16 protein-coding genes are annotated in these 23,523 nt (G+C 50.8%); 3 read left to right on the top strand and 13 right to left on the bottom strand.

Annotated features, from left to right (window positions below):
* Positions 1–11 precede the first annotated feature (11 nt).
* The 7 genes from ACPV3A_RS10310 to yicI all read right to left on the bottom strand — a co-directional run bounded on the left by ACPV3A_RS10310 (position 12) and on the right by yicI (position 12,478).
* Positions 12–2,387, bottom strand: a complete 2,376-nt coding sequence (locus ACPV3A_RS10310; protein ID WP_426199419.1) for a glycoside hydrolase family 95 protein — start codon at positions 2,385–2,387, stop codon at positions 12–14.
* Positions 2,388–2,587: 200 nt separating this feature from the next.
* Entirely contained in the window at positions 2,588–4,300 is a 1,713-nt protein-coding gene (locus ACPV3A_RS10305; RefSeq protein WP_220683859.1) for an ABC transporter substrate-binding protein, read from the bottom strand.
* A 76-nt stretch (positions 4,301–4,376) separates the two neighbouring features.
* On the bottom strand, positions 4,377–5,285 hold the full coding sequence (locus ACPV3A_RS10300) for a carbohydrate ABC transporter permease (protein ID WP_194544629.1): 909 nt from the start codon (positions 5,283–5,285) through the stop codon (positions 4,377–4,379).
* A gap of 14 nt (positions 5,286–5,299) precedes the next feature.
* On the bottom strand, positions 5,300–6,262 hold the full coding sequence (locus tag ACPV3A_RS10295; RefSeq protein WP_426199416.1) for an ABC transporter permease: 963 nt from the start codon (positions 6,260–6,262) through the stop codon (positions 5,300–5,302).
* Positions 6,263–6,590: 328 nt separating this feature from the next.
* A complete protein-coding gene (locus ACPV3A_RS10290) occupies positions 6,591–8,147 on the bottom strand; it encodes a response regulator (protein WP_426199414.1) in 1,557 nt (518 codons plus the stop codon).
* Positions 8,122–9,930, bottom strand: a complete 1,809-nt coding sequence (locus ACPV3A_RS10285) for a cache domain-containing sensor histidine kinase (protein ID WP_426199412.1) — start codon at positions 9,928–9,930, stop codon at positions 8,122–8,124. The genes ACPV3A_RS10290 and ACPV3A_RS10285 overlap by 26 nt, the downstream gene beginning before the upstream one ends.
* Before the next feature lie 220 nt (positions 9,931–10,150).
* Entirely contained in the window at positions 10,151–12,478 is a 2,328-nt protein-coding gene (gene yicI / locus ACPV3A_RS10280) for an alpha-xylosidase (RefSeq protein WP_339294928.1), read from the bottom strand.
* Positions 12,479–12,649: 171 nt separating this feature from the next.
* On the opposite strand from yicI, the gene ACPV3A_RS10275 reads away from it, so the two are divergent.
* Positions 12,650–13,528, top strand: a complete 879-nt coding sequence (locus ACPV3A_RS10275) for an AraC family transcriptional regulator (RefSeq protein WP_426199409.1) — start codon at positions 12,650–12,652, stop codon at positions 13,526–13,528.
* Here ACPV3A_RS10275 and ACPV3A_RS10270 read toward each other — a convergent pair.
* Together ACPV3A_RS10270 and ACPV3A_RS10265 are read right to left on the bottom strand one after the other, a co-directional pair.
* Positions 13,523–14,926, bottom strand: a complete 1,404-nt coding sequence (locus ACPV3A_RS10270) for a glycosyl hydrolase family 18 protein (RefSeq protein ID WP_426199407.1) — start codon at positions 14,924–14,926, stop codon at positions 13,523–13,525. The two genes, ACPV3A_RS10275 and ACPV3A_RS10270, sit on opposite strands and share 6 nt — an antisense overlap.
* A 320-nt stretch (positions 14,927–15,246) precedes the next feature.
* Positions 15,247–16,002, bottom strand: a complete 756-nt coding sequence (locus ACPV3A_RS10265; RefSeq protein WP_426199405.1) for a YqcI/YcgG family protein — start codon at positions 16,000–16,002, stop codon at positions 15,247–15,249.
* A 184-nt stretch (positions 16,003–16,186) separates the two neighbouring features.
* Between ACPV3A_RS10265 and rnjA the strand changes: the two genes are divergently transcribed.
* Positions 16,187–17,905, top strand: a complete 1,719-nt coding sequence (gene rnjA / locus ACPV3A_RS10260) for a ribonuclease J1 (protein ID WP_426199403.1) — start codon at positions 16,187–16,189, stop codon at positions 17,903–17,905.
* A gap of 169 nt (positions 17,906–18,074) precedes the next feature.
* Here rnjA and ACPV3A_RS10255 read toward each other — a convergent pair whose 3' ends face one another.
* Entirely contained in the window at positions 18,075–19,298 is a 1,224-nt protein-coding gene (locus tag ACPV3A_RS10255; RefSeq protein ID WP_426199401.1) for an MFS transporter, read from the bottom strand.
* Positions 19,299–19,359: 61 nt separating this feature from the next.
* Positions 19,360–20,433, bottom strand: coding sequence for an ATP-binding protein (locus ACPV3A_RS10250; RefSeq protein WP_426199399.1), 1,074 nt, complete (start codon positions 20,431–20,433; stop codon positions 19,360–19,362).
* A 309-nt stretch (positions 20,434–20,742) separates the two neighbouring features.
* Here ACPV3A_RS10250 and ACPV3A_RS10245 point away from each other — a divergent pair, with 309 nt between their 5' ends.
* Positions 20,743–21,363 (top strand): hypothetical protein, encoded by a 621-nt coding sequence (locus tag ACPV3A_RS10245; RefSeq protein ID WP_071219685.1) that lies wholly within the window; start codon positions 20,743–20,745, stop codon positions 21,361–21,363.
* A gap of 128 nt (positions 21,364–21,491) precedes the next feature.
* On the opposite strand, the gene ACPV3A_RS10240 is transcribed toward ACPV3A_RS10245, so the two are convergent.
* A complete protein-coding gene (locus tag ACPV3A_RS10240; protein ID WP_194544640.1) occupies positions 21,492–22,154 on the bottom strand; it encodes a YqaA family protein in 663 nt (220 codons plus the stop codon).
* Between the two features lie 261 nt (positions 22,155–22,415).
* Positions 22,416–23,228, bottom strand: coding sequence for a pyridoxine/pyridoxal/pyridoxamine kinase (pdxK, locus tag ACPV3A_RS10235; protein ID WP_426199396.1), 813 nt, complete (start codon positions 23,226–23,228; stop codon positions 22,416–22,418).
* Positions 23,229–23,523: the final 295 nt, after the last annotated feature.

The raw sequence follows: 23,523 nt of genomic DNA, 5'->3' as shown, positions 1-23,523 counted from the left end.
ACGTTGTACGATCAATCGTGTTCGCGGCTGCCTTCGGAAGTCGCTGGCTTGATCAGGTATATCGCCCCGCTGACCGTTTCAAATGAGCCCTGCTCATCCATCGTCACCGCACTTCCGTCTTCCCTTTTAACGGCGAGAGGCACGGAACAGCTAATTCTACAGACTCGGCCATGCGTAGAGATTACGCGCGCAGACGTTAGGATGCCTTTGCTCCATTCCATGTCCACAATAAACCCGCCGCGAGCCTTTAATCCTCTTGCGGCTCCTGCTGCCCACGCTTTCGGCAGCGCCGGCAGCAGCTGAATAGCACCCAAGTGGCTCTGGAGCAGCATTTCCACAAGTCCGGCCGTACCTCCAAAATTCGCATCGATCTGGAAGGGAGGATGGTCCCCAAGCAGATTAGGATGCATGGAACGGGAAATCAGCGTCCGGACATAATCATACGCCTTGTCCGGCTGCTGTAGCCGGGCAAACAGGTTGATCAGCCATACGCAGCTCCACCCCGTATGCCCTCCTCCATGGTCGATCCGCGACATCAGCGTACGATAAGCGGCTTCCGCAAGCTGCGGCGTATCCTGAAGGGTAATGTCGGAGCCGGGGTACAGCCCATACAAATGCGATACGTGCCGATGTCCGGGCTCCGCTTCCGGGTAAGGCTCGCTCCATTCCATGAGTTTGCCCTCGGCATCAATGGCGTAAGGCAGCAGCCTCGCTGCCGCTGCCCTCCACTCCTCCCGCAGCTCAGCATCCTGGTCCAGCAGCTGCGATGCTTCAATACAATTCTGGAATATATCCCGGATGATGGCCATGTCCATAGTGGAGCCTGCCGACACGCTGCAAGGCAGGCCTTCCGCGGTAAGGAACTGATTCTCGGGCGATGTCGACGGGCTGGTCACGAGATGCCCTTTCCCGTCTTCAATAAGCCAATCCAGGCAAAACAATGCCGCATCCCTCATCAGCGGATAAGCCGTTTCTCGCAAGTATTCAAGATTCGGCTGGAATTGGTAATACTCCCATAGATGCCGGCACAGCCATGCGCCGCCCATTGGCCAGAAAGCCCACATGGCCCTGCCATCGCTCGGGCTGGCCATTCGCCACAGATCCACGTTATGGTGGGCAACCCATCCACGGGCGCCGTAATGAATTTTCGCCGTCCGGGCACCGCTTACGCTAAGCTCCCGGATCATCTGGATCAGCGGCTCATGACACTCGCTCAGATGCGTCGTCTCTGCGGGCCAGTAGTTCATCTCCGTATTGATATTCGTTGTATAATCGCTGTTCCATGGCGGCTGTACATGCGGATTCCATATGCCCTGCAGATGTGCTGGCTGTGTACCTGGCCGAGAGCTGGCAATGAGCAAATACCTTCCGAATTGAAACATCAGCGCCTCTAGAGCAGCATCCTCCCGTCCTTCCCGGTACGCTTCCATCCGCTCATCGGTGGCTAAAGCTTCTATGGAACGTCCATTCTCTGAACGGCCAAGCTGAAGGTCCACGCGTCTGAACAAGGCTTGATGGTCTTGGACATGCCGTGAGCGCAATTCTTCAAAGCCACGCCCCATCGCGTCCTGAAGCCTTCTCCTGCATATACCGGACGGATCGGTTCCTCCAGAACCCGGAGAGCGATCGAAGCCTTCAAAATTCGTGGCAGCCGCAATCAGCAGCGTGACCGAGCCTGCGCCGTGAATACGTATACCGCTGTCATCCACCGTAACCTGCCCGCTATCCGTTAAGGCCAGCAGCCTCATTTCATACCGTATGCCAAGCCCGTCTTCATAGAGCACCGCCCCGGGGTGATCACCTCTGTAATTCTCAGCGATATGGGTGGGAGCGTGTCCGTACAACACCAAGGATCCGTCTTCTGCGCTGCAGGTACCATGCTGCAGCGGTGAACGAAGCCCGATCTCCAATTGGATGGTTCCAGCGTTCGTGGTCGTATAACGAATAACCGCTACCTGATCAGGCGCACTGATGAATACTTCCCTACTGAAGCGACCATCTGAGCCACCGGCTCGAAAGTGAGTGGATGCAATTCCTGTATCCAAATCCAGTTCGCGCCTATAGTCCGTCCAATCATCCCCAACACCGCTCTGTCTGATAACCAAATCTCCTAAAGGTAAAAAGGACTCCGTGCTTCTGCCGACCATCTTGCCCTCAATCAACTGTTCGGCTTCGGTATACTTTCCGGACGCAATCAGCTCTCTTGCCGATGCCAAATGCCGGAGAGCCTCATAATTATTCGTGTCCCGGGGAAACCCGGACCAAAGTGTATCTTCATTCCATTGAATGCGTTCTTCCTGTACGCCCCCGAACACCATGGCGCCAAGACGGCCGTTTCCAAGCGGAAGCGCTTCTTCCCACTTGGCCGCGGGCTTCCGATACCACAATGTTGAGGCCTGCTGCTGTACTGAATTCAGTGTAATCCCCCCTTATTCCAATTTGATAAAGGTCTTCTCGAAAAACACCTTAAATCCTTCATCTTAGGTTGTATTTATTCGAATAACTTAAGGCCCGCCGCTAGCAGCAACTGCCTTGAATAGCGGTAAAAGGGGCCGCATACAGCCGGCCCCTTCTATTCGCCTCTACCTTAATTATTCCAGAGTTCCACGCGTTCGCGTACCAATTGGGTGTATTCCTGCTCCATCTTCTCGGCGCCGGCATCATTCAGTTCTTTGATGAACTGATCATACAGCGCATCGAATTTCGCAGGATCGGCAAGAATGACTTCCGGAATCCGCTTCCGGGTAATCTCTTCCACCTTTTTGTACGTGATATTGATATTGGAGTCGCTCGGTACCGGAATGTTGTAAGCAACGCCCCACGGCTTCACTTCAAATTCTTCTTGTTTCGGCCACAGGTCTTTCCACATTTCCGCGCCGTACGCTTTCAGCGTTTCCTTCGCGGATGGCGTATAGTTCTCTATGATCGTCTCCGGGAAGTTCGTTGTGTAATAGTTGTCCGTCGAATCCTTCACGCCGTCGCCGTAACGAGGGAACATGGCGTTGTACAAGCCGATTCCTGTTTCCTTGGTGAAGTTGGCGTTGTCATAGGTTTTGCGCTCTTGGACATCTTCCGGAATGACGCGCTTGCCGTCCACCACGTTGTAATGCTCGCCTTCGATTCCCCAATTCATCAAAACTTGCCCTTCTTCAGAAGCCAGATAATCCAGGAACTTGATGATTCGAACCGGATCCTTCGCGGATGTCGTAATGCCTACGCCCCATCCGGCGACGTAACCCGTGTCTTGGAATGTTGCATCCTTGGTMGACTCATCCAGTTGGATCGGGAATCTCGCATAGGTGCGGTTTTCCTTACCGGAAGATCTTAGCGCGTTGGTTGCATTGCCGAAGCCCCACTCCTGATCGATGACGCCAAGAACACGGCCAGAGGAGATTTTAGCTTCGTATTGGTCCGTCTTCTGCACGAACGTTTCTTTATCCAACAAGCCCTCGGCGTTCATATGATTCAGCCAGCGGAAGTATTCCTTCTCTTCCGGCCGCTTGTAATGAAGCTTCGCCTCGGTTGTTTCCGGGTCGATATAGTACTCGCCGTCATCCGATACGCCTGTCGCGATAAACGCCGGGTTTGTTACCGAGATCATGATTCTCCATCCGTCCGCATTCAACGTCAGCGGAATCGTCGGCTGGCCGTCAATGGTCGGGTGTTTCTCGGCATACTCTTTCAGTGCGTTCTCATAATCCTTCACCGTTTTCAGTTCAGGGTAACCGAGTTCTTTCAGCACTTCATGCTGGATCTGGAACGTGCCGCCAGCATCAAGGGCCTGATGGTCCACCGCTGCAAGTGTCGGGAGGACATAGATGGCCTCGTCCTCATTGCTCCATTTCAGACGGCTCATATATTCTCCATACACCTTCTTGATATTCGGCGCATGCTCTTCGATCAGATCTGTCAGATCAATAAACGCTCCGGAATCCACAAACAAATTGGCGTCACCCTTGGCAAATACCAAGTCCGGATATTCCCCGCTCGCCACCATCAGCGGGAGCTTCTGATTGGAGCCATCCACCGCGTATTCGGCCTGGATCGTAATGCCGGTTTTCTCGGTCAGCTTCTTGCCGACCGCGTCCTGCATGTTGGCCCAGTTTGCATTGGAATCCGCGCTGTAATACGTCATGGTCATCGGCTCGAGCTTCTCTTCCTGCTGCGTATCGTTGCCGCTGCTTCCTTCTTCGCCGCCGTTTGCGCTATTGTTGCTGTCGCCGTTGCCGCATGCCGCAAGAACGAATGTGGCCATCATCATGATCGCGAGCAGCAGCGACAATCTCTTCTTATGTTTCATTGCTATACCCCCTAAATCGATTTTTGATCATCTATCGTATAACAGGACATGTTGCCTGCTGATACCATACTTGCGCTTAGCTTTTTACGGCTCCAAGCGTCATGCCTTTCACAAAATACCGCTGCAGGAACGGATAGACGAGCAATATGGGAACCGTAACCACAATCGTGATCGCCATTTTGATCGATTCCGGCGACACCTGCTTCACGATATCGGCCATGTTCTGCCCCGACATCATGCCGCTGGTTTGTCCCTGCGTGCTCTGCAGCACCTTCATCAGCTCGAATTGAAGCGTCGTGAGATGGGGTGCGTTGCCGTTATAGAGATACGTATCGAACCATGAGTTCCACTGCCCGACGGCCAGGAACAAGGCGATGGTAGCCAGTACGGGCTTACAGAGCGGAAGAATGATTTTGTAATAGATCGTGAAATCGTTGGCCCCGTCAAGCTTAGCCGATTCCTGCAGCGAATAAGGCAGGCTGTCGATGAAAGACCGGATAACGAATACGTTGAACGCGCTTACCATTCCCGGAATGATGTAGACCAGAAACGAATTCATCATGTTCAGGTCGCGGATCAGAATGAACACTGGAATCATTCCGCCGGAGAAGTACATCGTCAGCGCAAGAAAGGTCGACATGAACTTTCTTCCCTGAAAGTCCACCCTGCTGAGGACGTAACCCAGCATTGTGCCGCTTAACAAGCCCAAGAATGTTCCTGCCAGCGTACGGAGAATCGTAATTTTGGCCCCTGTAATCAAACCGTCGTATTTGAAGATCTGCACGTAATTCTCAAGCGTAAACTCCCGCGGCCAGAGATAGATCCCCCCACGTACTGTATCTACGGAATCGTTCAATGATATCGCAAGAACATTCAGGAACGGATACAGAGTAACGATCATGACCAGTGTCATAAAAGTAAAGTTAACAATATCAAACACGCGGTCGGAGAGCGTGGGCTTGAATGCTGTTTTAGTTCGTGCCATGCTGCTTCCCTCCCCTACATAATCGATTGCTTCGTGAATTTTTTGAATACGCCGTTAGCGATCAGCAACAAGAGGATACTCACAATGGAGTTGAACATCCCGATGGCCGTACCGAATGAGAAACGCCCCATCCCAAGGCCATAATTCAGCGCATACAGATCCAGCACCTGGGAATAATCCACCACCAGCGGGTTACCCAGCAGGAACTGCTTCTCGAAGCCGATGCTGATCAGATGTCCGATGGACATGATCATTAGAATTGCAATCGTAGGGGCGATGCTTGGCAGCGTAATATGCCATATTTGGCGAAGTCGGCTCGCGCCGTCAACCTTGGCTGCTTCGAATTGCTCCTGATCAATGCCTGAAATCGCTGCCAAATAAATGATCGCGCTCCAGCCCATTTCCTTCCATATATCGGAGCCCGTTACGATGTACCAGAACAGGTTCCCTTGAGCCATGAACTGTATGGGCTGATCAATCAACCCCAGCCACATCAGCAGCTGATTGACAGCGCCTCCATCTGTGGACAGCATTTTGGTCACGATACCGGCAACCACGACCCAGGACACAAAATGAGGCAGATAAGATATCGTCTGTAAGGTCCTCTTGAATACGCTTCCACGAAGCTCATTCAACAAGACTGCGAATAGGATCGGAATCGTGAACCCAACGATCAATCCCATGAAACTCATGGCGAGTGTATTCCGCAACACCAGATAAAACTTATCGTCCGCGAAAAGTGCTGCGAAATGGTCCAGGCCCACCCATTTTTGCTCGAATATCCCTTTGCCTGGCTTGTAATTCTGGAATGCCATCAACCAGCCCCACACCGGCAAGTAGCTGAAAATAAATACAATGACGATGAATGGAAGCGACATTCCGTACAGTACTTTCTGCTCTTTGAAAGTGGCCCAAAAGCCTTTCTTTTTCTTTGCGGCAGGTTGGATGCTACCTTCTGTCTTTGTTACCGCTTTCAAACCAACCCCTCCTCTCTTGTATATCCTGATGATAAACCAAGCTGGGGCAGGGAAGTACCCGAAGGATTGGCTTAAAAATCATATAAAAATTAGACATTAACGGGGGGAGAGAAATGCAGAAGAGCTATGTGCCGCTCCGTGTCCGGATCGTATCTCCGATACGATTCCGGCCCCTCCGCTCTATGCTTCGCAGCATTTGAATTCCCCGATAATGCCTTGGGGAAGGAAAGGGGGAAAACAAAAAGACGCGTACCTTAGTCGCGTCTAAAGGGCACGATATGAAAGTACTTATGTTTAGTCTGGTTGTAGGTGAGAATGTGACGACTGATTACAGGTCCAGCTCCTTACGGAAATTGGATGGAGAGGTACCGACGTATTTTTTAAACTTGCTATGAAAATAGTCGACATTCGTATACCCGACCTTCTCCGCAACCTGATACACCTTCATGCCCTGCTTCAAATAATCCTTGGCTTTGTCGATCCGGACCTTATCGAGGTACGTATTGAAGTATTCTCCTGTTGTATTTTTGAACATCTTCCCCAAGTAGGCGCTGTTGTAATTAAATACGGAGGCTAGTGTTTCCAGTTTAAGATTCTCATTATAATTACGCTGAATCAGATCCATGATCCGCTTCATCTCCTGATCCCGTCCGCCATTGCCCGCCTGCCAGATCAGCTCCTCCAGGAATTGGGACGAATGGCGGCACAAATCATAGGCCGTGCGCTGGCGGAATATCGCCGCAATCCGATCCGAGTATTCCTTTGTGCGGGACTGCAGCTCGGCGTGATGCTGCATCAGCTTGTTGTGCACCCCGGTCAGAAGCTCCACGAAGGCGCTTTTCATCCTATCCTCCGTGTAATCTTCATTCACCATGGCATACGCTGCAGCATGCAGCAGCTTCCGCTGCACCTCCACATTGCCCACATCCACGGCGTAATAGAGCTGTTCCATCAGCCGCTCCGGATCATAGGGCTGCCGTTCTTCATCCGTTATGCTGCCGGCAAACCGCTCGGATTCAGGGAATAACAACTCGCCGGGAGCATAGAAGAAGCGTTCGCGAATCCGTTCCTTGGCACAACGGTACGAATCCGCCACATCTTCCAAACGGTGGACCTGACGGCCCAAAGAGGCCGTTATCGACGTACCAGCCCGACTTGCGGCTTCCTCCACCAACTGCAGCAATTCTTTACGCCCACCTGCCGTCAAGACCGGCGTATGCATTAGGACGCCGAGCTGTCCATGCATGGAAAAGACCGCGCCGTGGCCGTTCTCTTCAAAAGCTTTAATCAGCTGATTTTTCAACCGATCGTCGGCCCCCTCAACGGATTCATCGTAGCCGTTACGATGAACAAGCAGCACTTGGTAATGGTTCCATAACAGTCCCGACCGCTCGGCCATATTCCGTAAAGCTGACGGATCGGGATTGCCCTCCGGGCTGAACCATGTCTGAATGAACTGCTCGCGGTTCATATCCGAGGCTGCTCTATTCAGTGCCTTCCTCTCCTGTTCCTGCTCGACGGCTTCTTTAATCTGAAGCAAATACATGCTCAGCTCGTCCTCATCCACCGGCTTCAAAAGGTATCCGTCCACGCGGTGGGACATCGCCCGCTTGGCATAATCAAAATCGGCATATCCGCTCAGGATGAGCAGATGGATCTCGGAATCCAGGCTTCGGATGGCTTCGATCAGCTGCAATCCGTCCATTCCCGGCATTCGGATATCAATCAACATCAAATCCAGGTCGTACATCCCGTGCTTCTCCAGCGCTTCGCTCCCGTTCGCTGCGGTTCCAACAACCTGATACCCAAGCTCGGTCCATGGCACAATGCTCTTCAGCCCTTCGCGCAGCTTGGGTTCGTCATCCACGATTAACACTTTCATCATCGCTCTCTCCTCCTGTCGGGATACTGAATTCAATACGTGTTCCTATGCCCGGTTCGCTGTAAATGATCAGACCTGCATCAGGGCCGTAGGTAAGCTGCAGGCGGACATGAACATTCCGAAGCCCGATCCGTCCTCCGTCCTTCTCATCGGTATCGTTCAAATAACCGTAGATCATCTGCAATCTCTCCAGGGTTATACCCGCCCCATTATCCTCGGTAATCACGTGCAGTTTTCCTTCACTTGCCGTGACCCTCACCCTGATGAAAGTGCCCTCTTCCTTGTGATCCATCCCATGTATGACCGCATTCTCCACAAGCGGCTGTATGATCAGCGGCGGGATTCTTACCCGATCGGCTTCGGGATCCACCAGCAGTTCATATTTCAGACGATCCTCATAGCGGAACTTTTGAATATCCAGATAACACTGCACCATCTCGATCTCGTCTTTTATCGTTGTTTTTCCGCTCCCGATCTCAAGATTGCTTCGCATCATTTTACCGAGCAGCCGCACAATCCGGGCGATTTCGTCTTCACCCTTGAGATGTGCTTCCATGCGAATAGACTCTAAGGCATTAAACAAAAAGTGCGGATTGATCTGACTGGCCATCATTTTGAATTTAATTTCGTTCTGCTTTTGCTCCATTAACCTTTTCTGTTCATTGGACTCCTGCACTTCGTTCATCAGGTCGTTAATGTTACCCACCATGGAGTTGAATTGGCGGGATAACTGACCGATCTCATCCTTACCGTCAATTTCCATGGCAACGCCGAGGTTACCGGTACCCACCTTCGTAATATGCTTGCTGAGGCGCAGCAGCCGGTTAGAGATCAATGAAGAGAAGCTATAGATCAGAAGAACGGCCAGCAGCAGGCTGATGATGATGACTGTCATCGCCAGCTTGCTGATTCGATTGGCTTCCGCCACAATGCTATCAATTGAAAATATGGAAATAATGCGCAGACCGTTAACCCCGGATTCCGTATTCAACGGTTCAATCAGCACCTTGGAGGCTTCCTCATGTATGACGGATTCATAGCTTCCGCTCGCATTGTAGACAACCCCGCTGGTATCTTGAATCTCGGCTAGCGTTTTCCCGTACAACTCCGGACGGTTAGCGGCGACAATATTGTTATTGCTGTCCACAATAATGGTGTCAAACGTTTCCTGGCTCAGGATCGTGTTCAGCATGCCCGTATTGACATTGATTACAAGCACGCCACGGTTGTCCTTGCTTCCAAGATCAACCCCCTTGATTAAGCTGAGGTACACTTTCTGATCGCGTTCATCCGTAATATAATCCCAGTAGATGACGCCGATATCATCCTCGGCTCGCCGATACCATTCCGTTCTCTTGATTTCCTCCTCGGGATAAAGGAATTCCCAATTGTTCAGCATGGTGGGGTTCTCGCTGTAGAAACGGATATTTGAAATTTCCTTGTACATCAGAATCGCCTGCTGTAAATCGGGATACTCCCTGTATGCTACGAACACATCGTATACGCTTTCATATTGTCGGTTGGCCAGATTTCTCAGACGCTCGTCGTAGGATAGCCGATAGGATAAATCGTCTGCCACGTTGATGACTTCGGTTGACCGTTTCTTGACCCGGTCCACGTTCTGGTAAGCTTGCTCCAACGCATTGTTGAAAGCAAATTTGCGGAGCTCGCCCGTAAGGAATATCCCCACGATGGCTACCGGGACAAAGACCACGACAACAAAAGACAATATCAATTTGTTGCGGATTTTCATGTCATTCACAAGTTGAATGAAATAAGATAACATCGGACCGTCTTCGCTCCTGTCCTTTAATCTTCGGCAAGCCCTTTAAAGGAAAACGGTTACAACCATTTGTGAATAAACCTGCCGCAGGCCTATTATATCAGCATTGCCTTTAGTCCAGGGCCAGCTAAAATATGGAAGAAGCCCGACTCCAGCATAAGGCTGGTCCGGGCTCATCTTCGCTATGCTTTTTTTCCTTATATCGAGCAGGCGTTCCCAGAGCTTACCCTTCCAGAGTTGCTGTGAAATTCACCGCTTGTTGTCCGGCTTCCACTTGAATGCTGCCTTCTTGCAGGCTCACTCCCGAGCCCTCTACAGATGAAACGGCCCCGGTGTCATGCAGCTTCACGGAGAATGGCTTGCCGCTGCCTTCCACCGTAAAGTCGATCCGACTGCCTGCACGGACCGCCCGCACAACCAGCTCGCTCTCCCCGTTCATGTTGCGAACGGTGACCGAAGCTTCGCTGCCGTCCTCCAATGCATACAAGCCAAGCTCAACTCCGTCGGCATAATCATATTCCGGACGGGTGTCGTTTGCGCCCAAAGCCAGGAACGAGTTGCCGCGTACAAACAACGGCAGCCCGAGGAAATCGTACGTTTCCTTGCGCCAAGTTCCGCCATCCACCGTTTCTCCGGTTAACAGATGCGTCCAGCGGCCCTTCGGCAGATAGTACTTCACGTCGCCCTTCTCGCTGAACACCGGTGCCACAAGCAGGGAATCTCCCAGCATGTATTGACGATCCAGCATTTCAACGGCCGGGTCTTCGGGGAATTCCAGGAACATGGCGCGCATGCTTGGCACCCCTTGCTCCGATGCCTGTACGGCGGTATGGAACAGATAAGGCATCAGACGGCTCTTCAGCTTCGTGAAGAAGCGCGTAACGTCCACAGCCTCCTCGTCGTAAGACCACGGCACCCGGTAAGAGCTGCTGCCGTGCAGACGGCTGTGGCTGGACAGCAAGCCAAATGCCAGCCAGCGTTTGAATACATGCGCCGGAGCCGTATTCTCGAAACCGCCAATATCATGGCTCCAGAAGCCGAAGCCGCCGAGACCGAGGGACAAGCCGCCGCGCAGACTCTCCGCCATCGATTCATAATCCGCATAGCAATCGCCGCCCCAGTGAACAGGGAACTGCTGTCCGCCTACGGTTGCGGAGCGTGCGAATACCGCCGCCTGATTCTTGCCAAATTTCTCCACCAGCACATCAAAGACCACTTTGTTATAGAGCTGGGTGTAGTAGTTATGCATTTTATGAGGATCGGAACCGTCAAAATACACAACGTCCGTCGGAATGCGCTCGCCGAAATCCGTCTTGAAGCTATCAACGCCCATATCTGCCAGCTCGCGCAGGTATCCTGCATACCATTCGCATGCGTCCGGATTCGTGAAGTCCACCAGCGCCATACCCGGCTGCCACAGATTCCACTGCCACACATCGCCATTCGCTTTCTTCACCAGGTAGCCTTTTTCACGGCCTTCCTCAAAGAGGCGCGAGCGCTGCGCGATATATGGATTGATCCACACGCAGATTTTCAAGCCTTTTTCTTTCAAACGCTTCAGCATGCCTTCAGGATCCGGGAACACCTCTTCATCCCATTGGAAGTCCGTCCAGTTGAGCCCCTTCATCCAGAAGCAGTCAAAGTGGAACACTTCCAGCGGGATATCGCGTTCCAGCATACCGTCGACAAAGGAGTTGACGGTCGCTTCATCATACTGGGTTGTAAAGGAGGTTGAAAGCCACAATCCGAAGGTCCATGCCGGCGGCAGTGCCGGTTTGCCTGTCAGGTTTGTGTATTTGTCCAACACGCCTTTCGGATCAGGCCCGTCAATAACAAAGTACTCCAGTGACTCGCCTGGCACGCTGAACTGCACCTTCTTCACTTTCTCCGAAGCCACTTCAAAGGATACGAGGTCCGGTTGGTTGACAAACACGCCATAGCCTTTGTTCGTCAGATAGAACGGAATATTTTTATAGGCTTGCTCGGAGCTTGTTCCGCCATCCTGATTCCAAATATCCACGACCTGGCCGTTCTTCACAAACGAAGTGAATCGTTCGCCAAGTCCGTATACCCACTCGCCTACGCCAAGATCCAACTCTTCGCGCATGTAGGTCTGTCCGCCATCTTCCACGATATGTGCCATGGATTTGGCTCTGCTGCCGGTTATGCGTTCTTCTCCTCTATAGAAGTGAACCGACCACTCCGGACCTTTCTTGATCACGACGCTCAAATTGCCGCTGCGAAGAACCGCTTCCTGATCGTTCTCTTCAATGACCGTATGGTCACCTTCCTGTTTGTACAACTCGAATGCAGGTCCTCTATCTCTTACGCCCGCATAGTGAACCAGCTTTACGCCGATGACGCCGGGTGCCGGAGAATGAAATTGCACGGTGATCAGCTGGGCGTTAATCGTTGCTCCTCTGCCCGGAATCGGGGCCGTGGAGGCATAGGCTGTCAACGTATCTCCTTTTACCGCAAAATCATAAGCCTGAACCGCTCCCGAAACGGAATATCCTTCCCGGATAAGCCAGTTGCCGTCTGTAAATTTCATTTTTTAATCCGCCTTTCTATATTATGAAAATTGAACTTTAAGATGAAAGCGTTATAATATCATTATACTGATCTATTTTAAGCCAATCTAACAGTATTCTATTGTTTTATAGCACAATTTTGATATAAGATGATATCATTCAAACGGCAATTCATTCCAAGGAGGTACTTCATGGATCAATCCTTTCGCCAGTCCTTAAAAGAAAGCACCGTTCACGGGAATGAACGCTTCCCGTTTGGTGCCTACTGGTATCAATTTGCCCCCGGGGCCCATGTGGTAGACTCCCATTGGCATAAGGAAGCGGAAATTTTCCACGTGCTGGAAGGCGAGGTTCTGTTTCAGATCGACTCGGAATACATCCCTGTCCGGGCGGGTGAAGCGATATTTATCGATGGAGGAGATCTCCATACCGGTCATGCCCGGGGCGACCAAGGGTGCAGCTTCTGCGCCATGGTGTTCGATCCCGGCATGCTTGCCAGCAGCAGCTACGATCTTGTACAAGAAGGAATGATTGTTCCCTTTCAGGAGCGAAGAGCCACCTTTCCGAGATGGATGACATCTGAAACCGATGAGCAGCTGCTTCAGGATATAAAGGAAATGACGCGGCTGTCGAAGCATAAACCTGCCGGTTATGAGGTCGCTATTAAGGGACATCTGTTTCTCATGTTGTTTCAGGCCGCATCCTCTGGCCGACTGGTCAACAGAAGCCGGAGCGAAGCAGCAGATATGGTGAGAACGGAACGATTGAAGAAAGTCATTCTCTACATCCAGAATCATTATCACCGTCCTATCCGGCTGAGTGAGTTGGCTGATCTGATCCCGATGAGCGAAGGCCAGTTCTGCCGTTTCTTCAAATCCATGACCGGGCAAACGCCCGTGGATTATATGAATTCCTATCGCGTTCGCCAGGCTGCTGAACTCCTTCGTCAGCCAGACAATAAAATATCCGACATCGCACTCGATGTCGGATTCGGGCATATCAGTTATTTTGTTCGGGTCTTCCGTAAGATCATGGACTGCACGCCTTCGGAGTATCGGAGAAAATTATAATTTCGGCAGGCTCGGTATGGTCTGATTGCAATCTCCCGGAAGCGGCAGGTTTCGGCATACGTACTGGCCCGCACTGTTCTCATTCGCTGCACCTGACGGGGCGGGCTGGTGAACGCGCTGTTTCCAGAGCTGCCACAGCATGAATCCATCATTCGCCCTTCCCTTATTTTTCATATAGTTCACCATCGTTTCTACATTATAATAGGATGTCGCGATATTATTCTGACCGTTCATCATGTCGGCATCGTATACCGTGCCCGGTGCGGCATTCAGTTGCAGGACGGCCCCGCCGGATCCCTCCGGCGCAATTTGCATGCCCATGTTGATAGGTCCATTGTAGATTGCCTTATACGATTCATAACCTTCACGCGGATCGTAATAAATACCGCCATCGTAGGACATCAGATTGATGAAGTCGATCTTGCCGCCATGATCCTTAACTACGCGGTACATGGTACCGCCAAAAGGAGATCCCCATTGAACCTTGCCTTCCTCAAACGGCGTTCCTTTCACGTAATAAGCGCCCGTAGACCAACCGGCGATGGAAATCTGCAGATTCGCGTTTCTTGCATGAATTTCATTATAGAGACTCGTAATAATACCCGCGATCTCTCCATCCTTGGTGCAGCTGAACTGGGAGGCTGTTCCTTTGTTGCAGCTGCTGCCGCTGGATTCCCAGTCAATATCGACTCCGGCAGCGCCAAGATCGAGAGCCAAATCCACAATGTTCTTGGCATTGAATCCGGACCACTGTGAACCTTGGCTGTATGACCAGCCTCCTACCGATAGGAACGCTTTCGTTCCGCGGGCTCTGAGAGATGCGATATGGTTACGCAGATCCTGAGACTGCTGGGCTGTAAATTTACGTTGACCGTTCGGGGTGGTCGCCCCTTCCACAAATTCCAAGCCCGCAACGGCTTGATCAAACGCGTAGGACCCTTGAATATACGTGGTATCCGGCCTTACGAATGCAAGATTGAGATGGGTGATGTAATTGGGAATGCTCGCGGTCGTCAGATCGTAAATACTGGTGTTCCAAGAACTCGCATAAGCGACATACATACGGTCACCAGGCAGCGGAGGATCTACAGGAGGGTCTACTGGCGGATCCACCGGGGGATCGACGGGCGGTGTCCCGGGAGTGCAATTTCCAAGGTCCTCCCATACACCCCATGGTCCGGTCGTTCCAGGCACCTCGCCCTGTGTCCACCATTTCGCTTTCCAGGCATGACCGTTGAAGGATACGATATTTCCCCCGCCATATACGGCAGAACTGCTCCATGCAGGCTCCGTACAGGCCTCAGCGGCTTGAGCCTTGTGCACAGGGAACATACCAAGCACCAGCACGGCGATGAATCCGAGAATCCATCCTCTCATCGTTCTGGACAACCTTGTCATTCATCAAACAACTCCTTCGCCAATGGATTTTGTTCATTAAAGCGGTTTCAAAGCTGGTGAAAGCCTCGTACCTTGCACACCTCCTAACACATATAGATGAAATGATATGACGCACTTTAAGTGTAACTTGGTCATTTTTTGTACAACAAGGATAAGATTTACTTATTCAGGGGCAAAATCCTATACCATGGCCACTCAGCACTTTTACGCAAAAAAAAGCTGTCACACTACGGATTACCGCGAATGAGGCAGCTCTTAAATAGAAAGCATGGTTAACCCTGACTCCAATTTAGGGTATGATGATAGCAACGTGTTATTTCTTATCGTTGATTGATCTCTTTGTGCCGCCTTGCAAACGGACATTTCGATAGTGACTCCGTGTTATCTCGCAATAAATATTGTTTCCATTCATAGTTATCCTCCGCCCCGTAGAGCTTTAAGTCAGGGTGCGGTGGTACGGGATCATATTGGGCCAATCGCTGACGAATCAATCCCTTGGTGTGTTCTGCTTGCCTTGTTCGGGCATTGAACTGCTTCAGAACCCAACGAGGCGTAAAAGCAAGCATCATGTAGGGAAAGTATCTGCTCTGGCGAAGTTCATGTGCCGGTGTAGCGCAATAAACAAAATAAGGCTCGCCTGCAAAACAAAATTCCCATAGATGATTCGTCGGTTCCTCCGGCAGATCCGCCGGCCAAGGTTCCGTATCATATTCGGTTGTTCGGCTTAAAAGCTGCCAGAACAAGCGCTCATAATACTGGACGCCTTCCAGGCTATCGCGGCCATGCTCCGTATAAATCATGACGACAAGTGAAGTATAGGGCCCAAAGTCCCTGGAGCCGAGCCCGAACTCGCGCAGCAGAGCAGCCAGCTGTTCCGCCGCAGCCTGTGATTCACCCTGATGAATAAAGCCGTATCTAAAATGATTCAGTGCATGTCCTTGCACAGCCGGAATACAGGGGAATTTGGCGTAACGGTCCGTCATTTTCTCGGTCAGCTTGGTTATCGCTTTCCGCTGCCATTCCTCATGCAATCCATGGACAGCATCCATATGATCCAACCTCAATAAACCGCTCATTACCAGTCCTCCTCTACTACAGCATATAAGAGTGAGTAAAAATAGGTGACTGTCACGAGCGAAAAGCACATGAATTTCGAAAAGCGTTTCCCAAAAGCTTGAACTTTCTGATATCTTAAGTAGAGAAGAAATTAAAATGACCAGGCTTATGCCTTAATTACCATAGAGAGGATTCTTTCACATTATGTCTAAACCCCTGCTAACAGATAAGATTCAAAGTGCCAAGCCCGCCAAAAAACCGAGGCCTTCCGCTCCACCTGTGCGCATCTTTGCGCTGGGGGGGCTTGGCGAGATCGGCAAGAACATGTACGGTGTGGAATTCAAAAATGAGATCATTATCATCGATGCCGGCCTGAAATTCCCGGATGCCGAAATGAGCGGCGTCGATTACATTATTCCAGACATTCGTTATTTACTTGATAACAAACATAAAGTAAAAGGTATGTTCCTGACCCATGGTCATGAAGATCATATTGGGGCTATTCCCTATGTGCTTCGTCAAATCCAGATGCCGATCTATGGCGGGGCCCTGACCATCGGCCTGGTTCGTGCGAAGCTGGAAGAGCATCGGCTGCTGGATCAGAGTGATCTACGAATCTTCCATGAAGACGAAACAATTGCATTCCGTCATCTTTCCGTTCATTTCTTCAGAACCACCCACAGCATTCCGGATGCCTTTGGGGTCGTAGTGGAAACACCGTACGGGCCGATCGTACATACCGGAGACTTTAAATTTGATTTTACGCCGGAGGACAAGCCCGCCAATCTGCATAAAATTCTGCATATCGGCGCACGGGGCGTCCTGGCCCTGATGGCTGACAGCACCAATAGCGAGCGGGACGGGTTTACCCCTTCTGAACGCACCGTCGGCGATTCCATCCTGCGTCTGTTCCGGGAATGTCCCGGACGGATCCTGTTTGCTACCTTTGCATCGAACGTTCATCGTTTGCAGCAGGTTGTTGAAGCTGCCATCCGGACAGGCCGCAAAATCGCCATCGTCGGCCGCAGCATGGAGAAGGTGTTTGTGATCGGTCAGGAGCTTGGTTATATTCGCGTACCGGACGGCATGATGATTGATGTAAAAGCCGTTAACCGTTATCGCGACGACCAGGTGCTGATTATTTGTACAGGCAGTCAGGGCGAACCTAATGCGGCGCTGACACGCATCGCTTCGGGTGCCCACCGTTCGATCCAGATTCATCCGGAGGACACCGTTATTTTCTCGTCTTCACCGATTCCTGGGAATACCCAGAACGTCAACCGCAGCATCGATCTCTTGATGCGGGCAGGAGCGGAGGTTAAATACGGCTCCATTCTCGATATCCACACTTCGGGTCACGGCTGCCGCGAGGATTTGAAGCTTATGATCAGCAGCTTGCGTCCCAAATATTTTGTACCGATCCATGGGGAATACCGGATGATGCTTAATCATCGTCACCTCGCCGTGCAGGTTGGGGTTCCCGACAGCAACGTTTACTTGATGAACATCGGGAATACACTGTCCCTATTCCGCAACTATGCGCGTAAAGGGCGGAACATCCCCTCCGGAGATGTCTATATCAACAATGGTGAGCTGCGTACCCATGAGAAGGAATTGCTCGAGGAACGAGTACAACTCGCTCACGATGGCGTTGTCATTGTCGCTATCACCATTAATCGCGAGACCCGCAAGCTGCTCTCCGGGCCTGAGCTGATTACCCGCGGATTTGTGTATATGCAGGACTCCAAGCCTCTTCTGCGCCGGGCTGAAGCGATGCTGCGCAAGCAGCTGAACAAAGCCGGTGAACAGCGTGAATACAACCGCGCTGCCTGGGAACAGATGACGAATAACACACTCAATCGTTATTTTAAAAGGGAACTGGGCCGGAGCCCGTACATTATGCCTTCCATTATGGAGGTATAAGTCTCATTGACTTTGAGCCTTAACTGTATCTCAAACATAAAAAGGGTGGATCCAAGGTAATTTGAACCTTTGGATCCACCCTTTTGTTCAGATATCAGAAAGCATACACTTCGAAGCATGTCCTGCTTGATTCGCAAGAAAAACGCCATCTAAACGGGGCTCTTTAGCCTTAGTCCGCAAGCTCCAGCCCTTTCGTTTCCTTGCCAAGTACCAGTACGCCGAGCGCACCGATCAGGATGGTCACAAAAAACATCACGAAAATGAATTCGATAGGGGTGCCATTTTGCTTCAGCACACCCACGAGCAGCGGCGCAATAACGCCGCCGATCCGTCCAAACGAAGTGGCAAGCCCTACCCCCGTTGAACGAACCTTCGTCGGATAGAGTTCCGGACTGTAGGCATATAAACCTCCCCATGCTCCCAGATTGAAGAATGACAAGGAAATGCCTGCTGCGAGCAGCGAACCTTCCGTGTTGGCGTAGCCAAACCAGATTGCGCTAAAGGCCGTTAGCACCAAATAGGTAACGAGCACGAATTTCCGCCCGAACTTTTCTATAAAATACGCGGCTGTAAAATAGCCCGGCAACTGGGCAAGCGTCATAATCAGCACATATTGAAAGCTCCTGACCAGACTGAACCCTTTATCGACCATGACGGTCGGAAGCCACAGGAACATGCCGTAATATGAAAATACGACCGTAAACCACAGCACCCAGAGCATAATGCTCGTACGCCGATGTTCCACCGACCAGACCGAAGCCACTCGCTGCCCGAAGGTCAGCTTACGGGTAACCTTGGCTTTCTGCTCGATATACCTTGGCGGATCCTCGATGGCACGCCGTAGATAGAGCGCATAAAAAGCAGGCAGAGCTCCAATAACAAAGGCTGTCCGCCAGCCGTAATCCGGAATGACGAAGTAAGCAATGAGTGCGGATAGTATCCAGCCTGCCGCCCAGAAGCTTTCCAGCAGCACAACCGCTCTTCCCCGTTCATGAACCGGCATGCTTTCCGATACCAGCGTGGATGCAACCGGAAGCTCTCCTCCGAGTCCGAAGCCGGCAATAAAGCGCATCAGACACAGCATAATAAAACCGGTAGCCAGCGCGGATAGACCACTCGCAATCGAGAATATGAGCAGCGTCCACAGCAGAACATTTTTCCGTCCATATTTATCGGCCAGGAATCCTGCCATAGCCGCGCCGAATACCATTCCGATCGATGTGGTGCTTGTCAGAATACCAACCTGCTGTGAGCTCAACGACCATTCTGCTGCCAGTGCCGCAACAACAAACGAAATCATGCCGACATCCATCGCATCGAACATCCAGCTGGCACCCGCACTGAACAGCAGCTTGCGCCGCTTCGGTTCTTTTAACAATTGCATATTGCCCATATTAGCCGCCCCCTCTCCTATATCTTTCTATAATGTAGAGCGAACCATACGTCTGGTCAAGCTAGATTATGCTGAGCGGCAGGATAACCTTTATGGTCGTTCCCACCTGAAGCTTGCTGGACACGTGAACCTGCCCCTTGTGGTCCTCGATCATTTTTTTGCTGATCATGAATCCCAGGCCATTCCCTTTCTCCTTCGTCGTGAAGAACGGTTCCCCTAGACGGGAGAGGATCGCTTCCGGAATCCCGCAGCCATTATCCATGAAGTAGATGGCCACGGTGTGGTCATCGCCTCTCTCCAGCCGAATGGTCAATTCCCCGCCACCCGGCATGGATTCCACGGCGTTTTTAATAAAATTGATGAACACCTGCTTCAGATGATTCACATCACCCTCCACATTGGCCTCTCGCTCTCCGAAATCCGTTATAATCTCGACGTTATGTATGATGGCCTGCGTATTTAGTAGCGTAATCACTTGGTCCAGGAGCTGCCGGATATCGGCACGCTCGAATTTCACGCTTTGCGGTTTCGCCAAAAACAGAAGCTCACTGACGATCAGCTCGATCCGTTCGATCTCCGAGGAGATAATATCGAAATATTCATCCTTCCGACCAGCGCCGGAGCGAATGAGCTGCACGAACCCTTTAATGGAAGTCATAGGGTTACGAATTTCATGGGCGATCCCTGCCGCAAGTTGACCGGCCATGGACAGCTTATCGGACTGGATCAGCCGCTCCTCTTCTTGATGGGCCGCCTTTTTCATGTCGGTAATATCCGTAAAATGCGCCACATAGCCGAGTGTAGTTCCTTCCCTGCTGCGAGCTGTGCTTAGCATACAAGATACCCACCTGATATCGCCTTGTTTATGTATCAGTCTCTTCTCCAATTGCAAAGAAGCGGTCTTACCCGACTTTAGCTTCTCCATTCTATCTTTGTCCTTATTCACATCCTCCGGATAAATCCAATTGTAATAGGGATGATGCAGACACTCTTCTGCCTCATACCCCAGCATGACGCAGGCAGCGGGATTAATTTTGATAATGCTCCCCTCTGAATCGATGAATACCGTTCCAATCGGCGCTACTTCAATCGCTTGGACCATAAAATCATAGCTGAGACTTTCACTATTCATCATCGTTTGGAGATCCTCCTGTCTTTCATTGTTCCATCGTTTTACCTATTTCGAGATATCGGATTGCTTCTCCTTTCCTATCGCCTATTGAAAAATATAAATAAAGCAAACCAAAGGATAATTTGGACATGAAGCGAATATATTGTTATGAGGTTTCTAATTTTTGGTGGCAATCCCAGCGCTATTCTAGTGAAATTGAGAGAAAATGGTTTTTTTTGACTTGAACGCTATGGCTTTTTCGTTTATTGTGAAAGAAAGCAAGTCATTTACAATTGCTAGTCGTTAGGACCGTTAACAAAGGAGTTTGCGAGTATGTACACGGAACAAGATATTTGGATTGTGCTTACAGGCACGGGCACCTGGTTCAGCAGAATGATCCAATATTTCACGAAGGCCCCACTCAACCATGCATCCATCGCGTTTGATTCCGAATTACGCGAAGTGTACAGCTTTGGGCGAAAGAAGGCGAACAATCCGTTTGACGGCGGTTTAGTTCGCGAAAATCTGCGCGACCCCTTCTTCTACACTTCGGAATGCGCGGTTTATCACTTCCGCGTTAGTAAGGAAGACTATCAACGCATGCACAACCTTGTCAAAGAGATGATGCGTGATCAGGACCGCTACAAATATAATCTGCTAGGGCTGCTGGGTATATTGTTTCGGATTCATATTGATCGTGACGATGCTTTCTTCTGCTCCCACTTTGTTGCTACGGTGCTGGAGCAAGCAGGCCTGCGGCCTGTAAACAAGCCTTGTCATCTCGTAACGCCGGAGGATTTCTCCCATTCACCGCAGTTGAATGAAGTCTACCGTGGACCTCTCCACGGGTATCTTGCTCAAGACATGACATCCCCGCTATCCCCATCACCGACGTTTACTCCTGTGACAACGAAAGGCCGAGGCAAGTTCTTCAGATTCGGAAAAACGGGTTAATACCGAAATATTTAGCTATTATATAAATATGTTTCTCTGATACCTTGGAAAAAAGCAGCCGGGCTCTCACCCGGCTGCTTTTTTATATGATTCTCGCGGGAGGGTAGCCCCCACGTCAATGTTCAGCGTTAAGCCGATGGAGTCTGGTCCGACGTTTGCTCCAGTACCGTCTTTTCGACCACAACAGAACTAGGTTCACCAGCAGTTTCAGCGAGCTTTTCCTGCTCCATCTTCTTGCGCTTGCGTTTGCGGTTAAAGTACACACCGATCAACAGAAGCGGAACGGCAATAAGCGCAATATATAACGATACGTCCTTAACCATGCCTTCAGCGGCGTTACCGTACAGGTAAAACAAGGTACCTACAACGTAAAACTTGGTGGCTCTGCCTAAAGCGGCATAAGCCAGAAGTCTCCACAACGGGAAGTTCAAGCACCCCGATAGAATCGTGAACACCTTAAAGGGTACCGGCGTGAAGGAACCAATCAATATCGCGGCCTCGCCGTTTTTCTGAAACATGTTCGTTGCAGCGTCAATCCACTCTTTTTTCAAGATCTTGTATAGTACCGACTTCCCAAGCAGCTTTCCGATTAAATAACCCAGCGGCGTCCCCAGCAAGCACCCGATAAAACCGTACGTTGCGAGCCATAGCGCATCCTGCGGATGCATGATGCTAAGCGAAACCTGCAGAAAAAAAGCGGGAACCGGAAAAATTACAGCATCAGCAAACGAATGAATAAACAATCCCCATGGACCAAAATTTTTCAAAAATTCCAAAATGTCCTGAAACATGTCTCAACCCCTAAACATTTTCTTCCTTCTACTATCAGACCCTTTATAAATTATAGCACATAATTATACTGGAAAGGACCTAAGCGGCTCTATCCCTGTGTAAAAACCGCGTAAAACGAAGCATGCCTTAGCTCCTATACACTATATGCAGCGAGTTCAACTAACAACAAAAAAACCTTTCTTCTTGGAAGAAAGGTTTTCGTTCACTCCCTGCAAGCCGAATTCGATGCATGAATAAGCTTGCAAAAAAGTGCATTTGGTTTAATTTGCAGATAAACTGCGGTGCGCGGAATGTCTTGTCGGACCTACGAATTCATTCAGCTGGAAGCCATTGGAAATGGCTTGGGTAATGAATGCCTTCGCTTGCTGTACCGACTCGCGGACGGTCAAGCCTTTGGCAAGATTAGCTGTAATGGAAGCGGATGACGTGCAGCCCGCACCATGGGTGTACTTCGTTACAATGGTGTCGGCCTCGAACCATTCAAAGCTGTTTCCGTTATAGAGCAGGTCCATCGCTTTGCCTTCGCGGATCTTGCCTCTGTCTTTAATCAGCACATTCTTCGCGCCGCGCTCGTGAATGATGGCCGCCGCCTCCTGCATTTGATCCAGGGTCGTGATCGGGCCGGACTTCGCCAGCTGGGACGCCTCGAACAGGTTTGGCGTTACCAGATCGGCGCGCGGGAGAAGGAACTCCAGCATCGCTTCCGTATTTTCCGGCTGCAGCACTTCATCCGTGCCTTTGCAGACCATCACCGGATCGATGACGATCCGCTCCAAATTATAGCGGTCGATATACTGGGACACGAGCTCGATGATCTCTACGGATCCGAGCATGCCGGTCTTCATGGCGTCGATGCCAATGCCCTCAAGCACGGTTTTCAACTGGGTTTCTACAATATCAAGCGCCACCGGGAAAACTTGATGATCCCATGTCTTTGGTTCCATGCAGACAATCGTGGTCAGTGCGGTCATACCGTATACGTCAAATTCCTGAAACGTCTTCAGATCAGCCTGGATGCCAGCGCCCCCGCTCGTGTCCGAGCCGGCTACGGTTAGTGCTTTTCGTATCGTCATGTTCCATGTTCCCTTCGCTTGTAAAATGATTACTCTATTATAAGAAAAACTGGGAGTGGCGTCTATTCATTGATCGCGTATTCGCAGATGTCGAATCGTAGTCTATTCAAAGACGAATTCTGAGCTAATGCATCACTCCGCATGCGGATTGTTCTTCCGATCGCTGTTGCCCCCAGATTTTCACTGAATCACGATATATATCGTTGAAATCCGGGGGCAAAGGCGAACGCTGCGCTTCTACAGAACAATTCCGCCTGCTCCGTTGGAGTCTTACTGTAGGCACAATCTCGGATGC

The sequence above is a fragment of the Paenibacillus sp. Dod16 genome (assembly GCF_049893405.1).
Lineage (GTDB): Bacteria > Bacillota > Bacilli > Paenibacillales > Paenibacillaceae > Paenibacillus_AQ.
This window is presented reverse-complemented; position numbering and strand designations above follow the sequence as displayed.

Coding starts and splice junctions, on each gene's coding strand:
- ACPV3A_RS10270 (WP_426199407.1), bottom strand. CDS start 14,926: ATGACAAGGTTGTCCAGAACGATGAGAGGATGGATTCTCGGATTCATC.
- ACPV3A_RS10245 (WP_071219685.1), top strand. CDS start 20,743: ATGTACACGGAACAAGATATTTGGATTGTGCTTACAGGCACGGGCACC.
- ACPV3A_RS10275 (WP_426199409.1), top strand. CDS start 12,650: ATGGATCAATCCTTTCGCCAGTCCTTAAAAGAAAGCACCGTTCACGGG.
- ACPV3A_RS10240 (WP_194544640.1), bottom strand. CDS start 22,154: ATGTTTCAGGACATTTTGGAATTTTTGAAAAATTTTGGTCCATGGGGA.
- rnjA (WP_426199403.1), top strand. CDS start 16,187: ATGTCTAAACCCCTGCTAACAGATAAGATTCAAAGTGCCAAGCCCGCC.
- ACPV3A_RS10300 (WP_194544629.1), bottom strand. CDS start 5,285: ATGGCACGAACTAAAACAGCATTCAAGCCCACGCTCTCCGACCGCGTG.
- yicI (WP_339294928.1), bottom strand. CDS start 12,478: ATGAAATTTACAGACGGCAACTGGCTTATCCGGGAAGGATATTCCGTT.
- ACPV3A_RS10285 (WP_426199412.1), bottom strand. CDS start 9,930: ATGTTATCTTATTTCATTCAACTTGTGAATGACATGAAAATCCGCAAC.
- ACPV3A_RS10265 (WP_426199405.1), bottom strand. CDS start 16,002: ATGAGCGGTTTATTGAGGTTGGATCATATGGATGCTGTCCATGGATTG.
- ACPV3A_RS10255 (WP_426199401.1), bottom strand. CDS start 19,298: ATGGGCAATATGCAATTGTTAAAAGAACCGAAGCGGCGCAAGCTGCTG.
- ACPV3A_RS10250 (WP_426199399.1), bottom strand. CDS start 20,433: ATGATGAATAGTGAAAGTCTCAGCTATGATTTTATGGTCCAAGCGATT.
- ACPV3A_RS10290 (WP_426199414.1), bottom strand. CDS start 8,147: ATGATGAAAGTGTTAATCGTGGATGACGAACCCAAGCTGCGCGAAGGG.
- pdxK (WP_426199396.1), bottom strand. CDS start 23,228: ATGACGATACGAAAAGCACTAACCGTAGCCGGCTCGGACACGAGCGGG.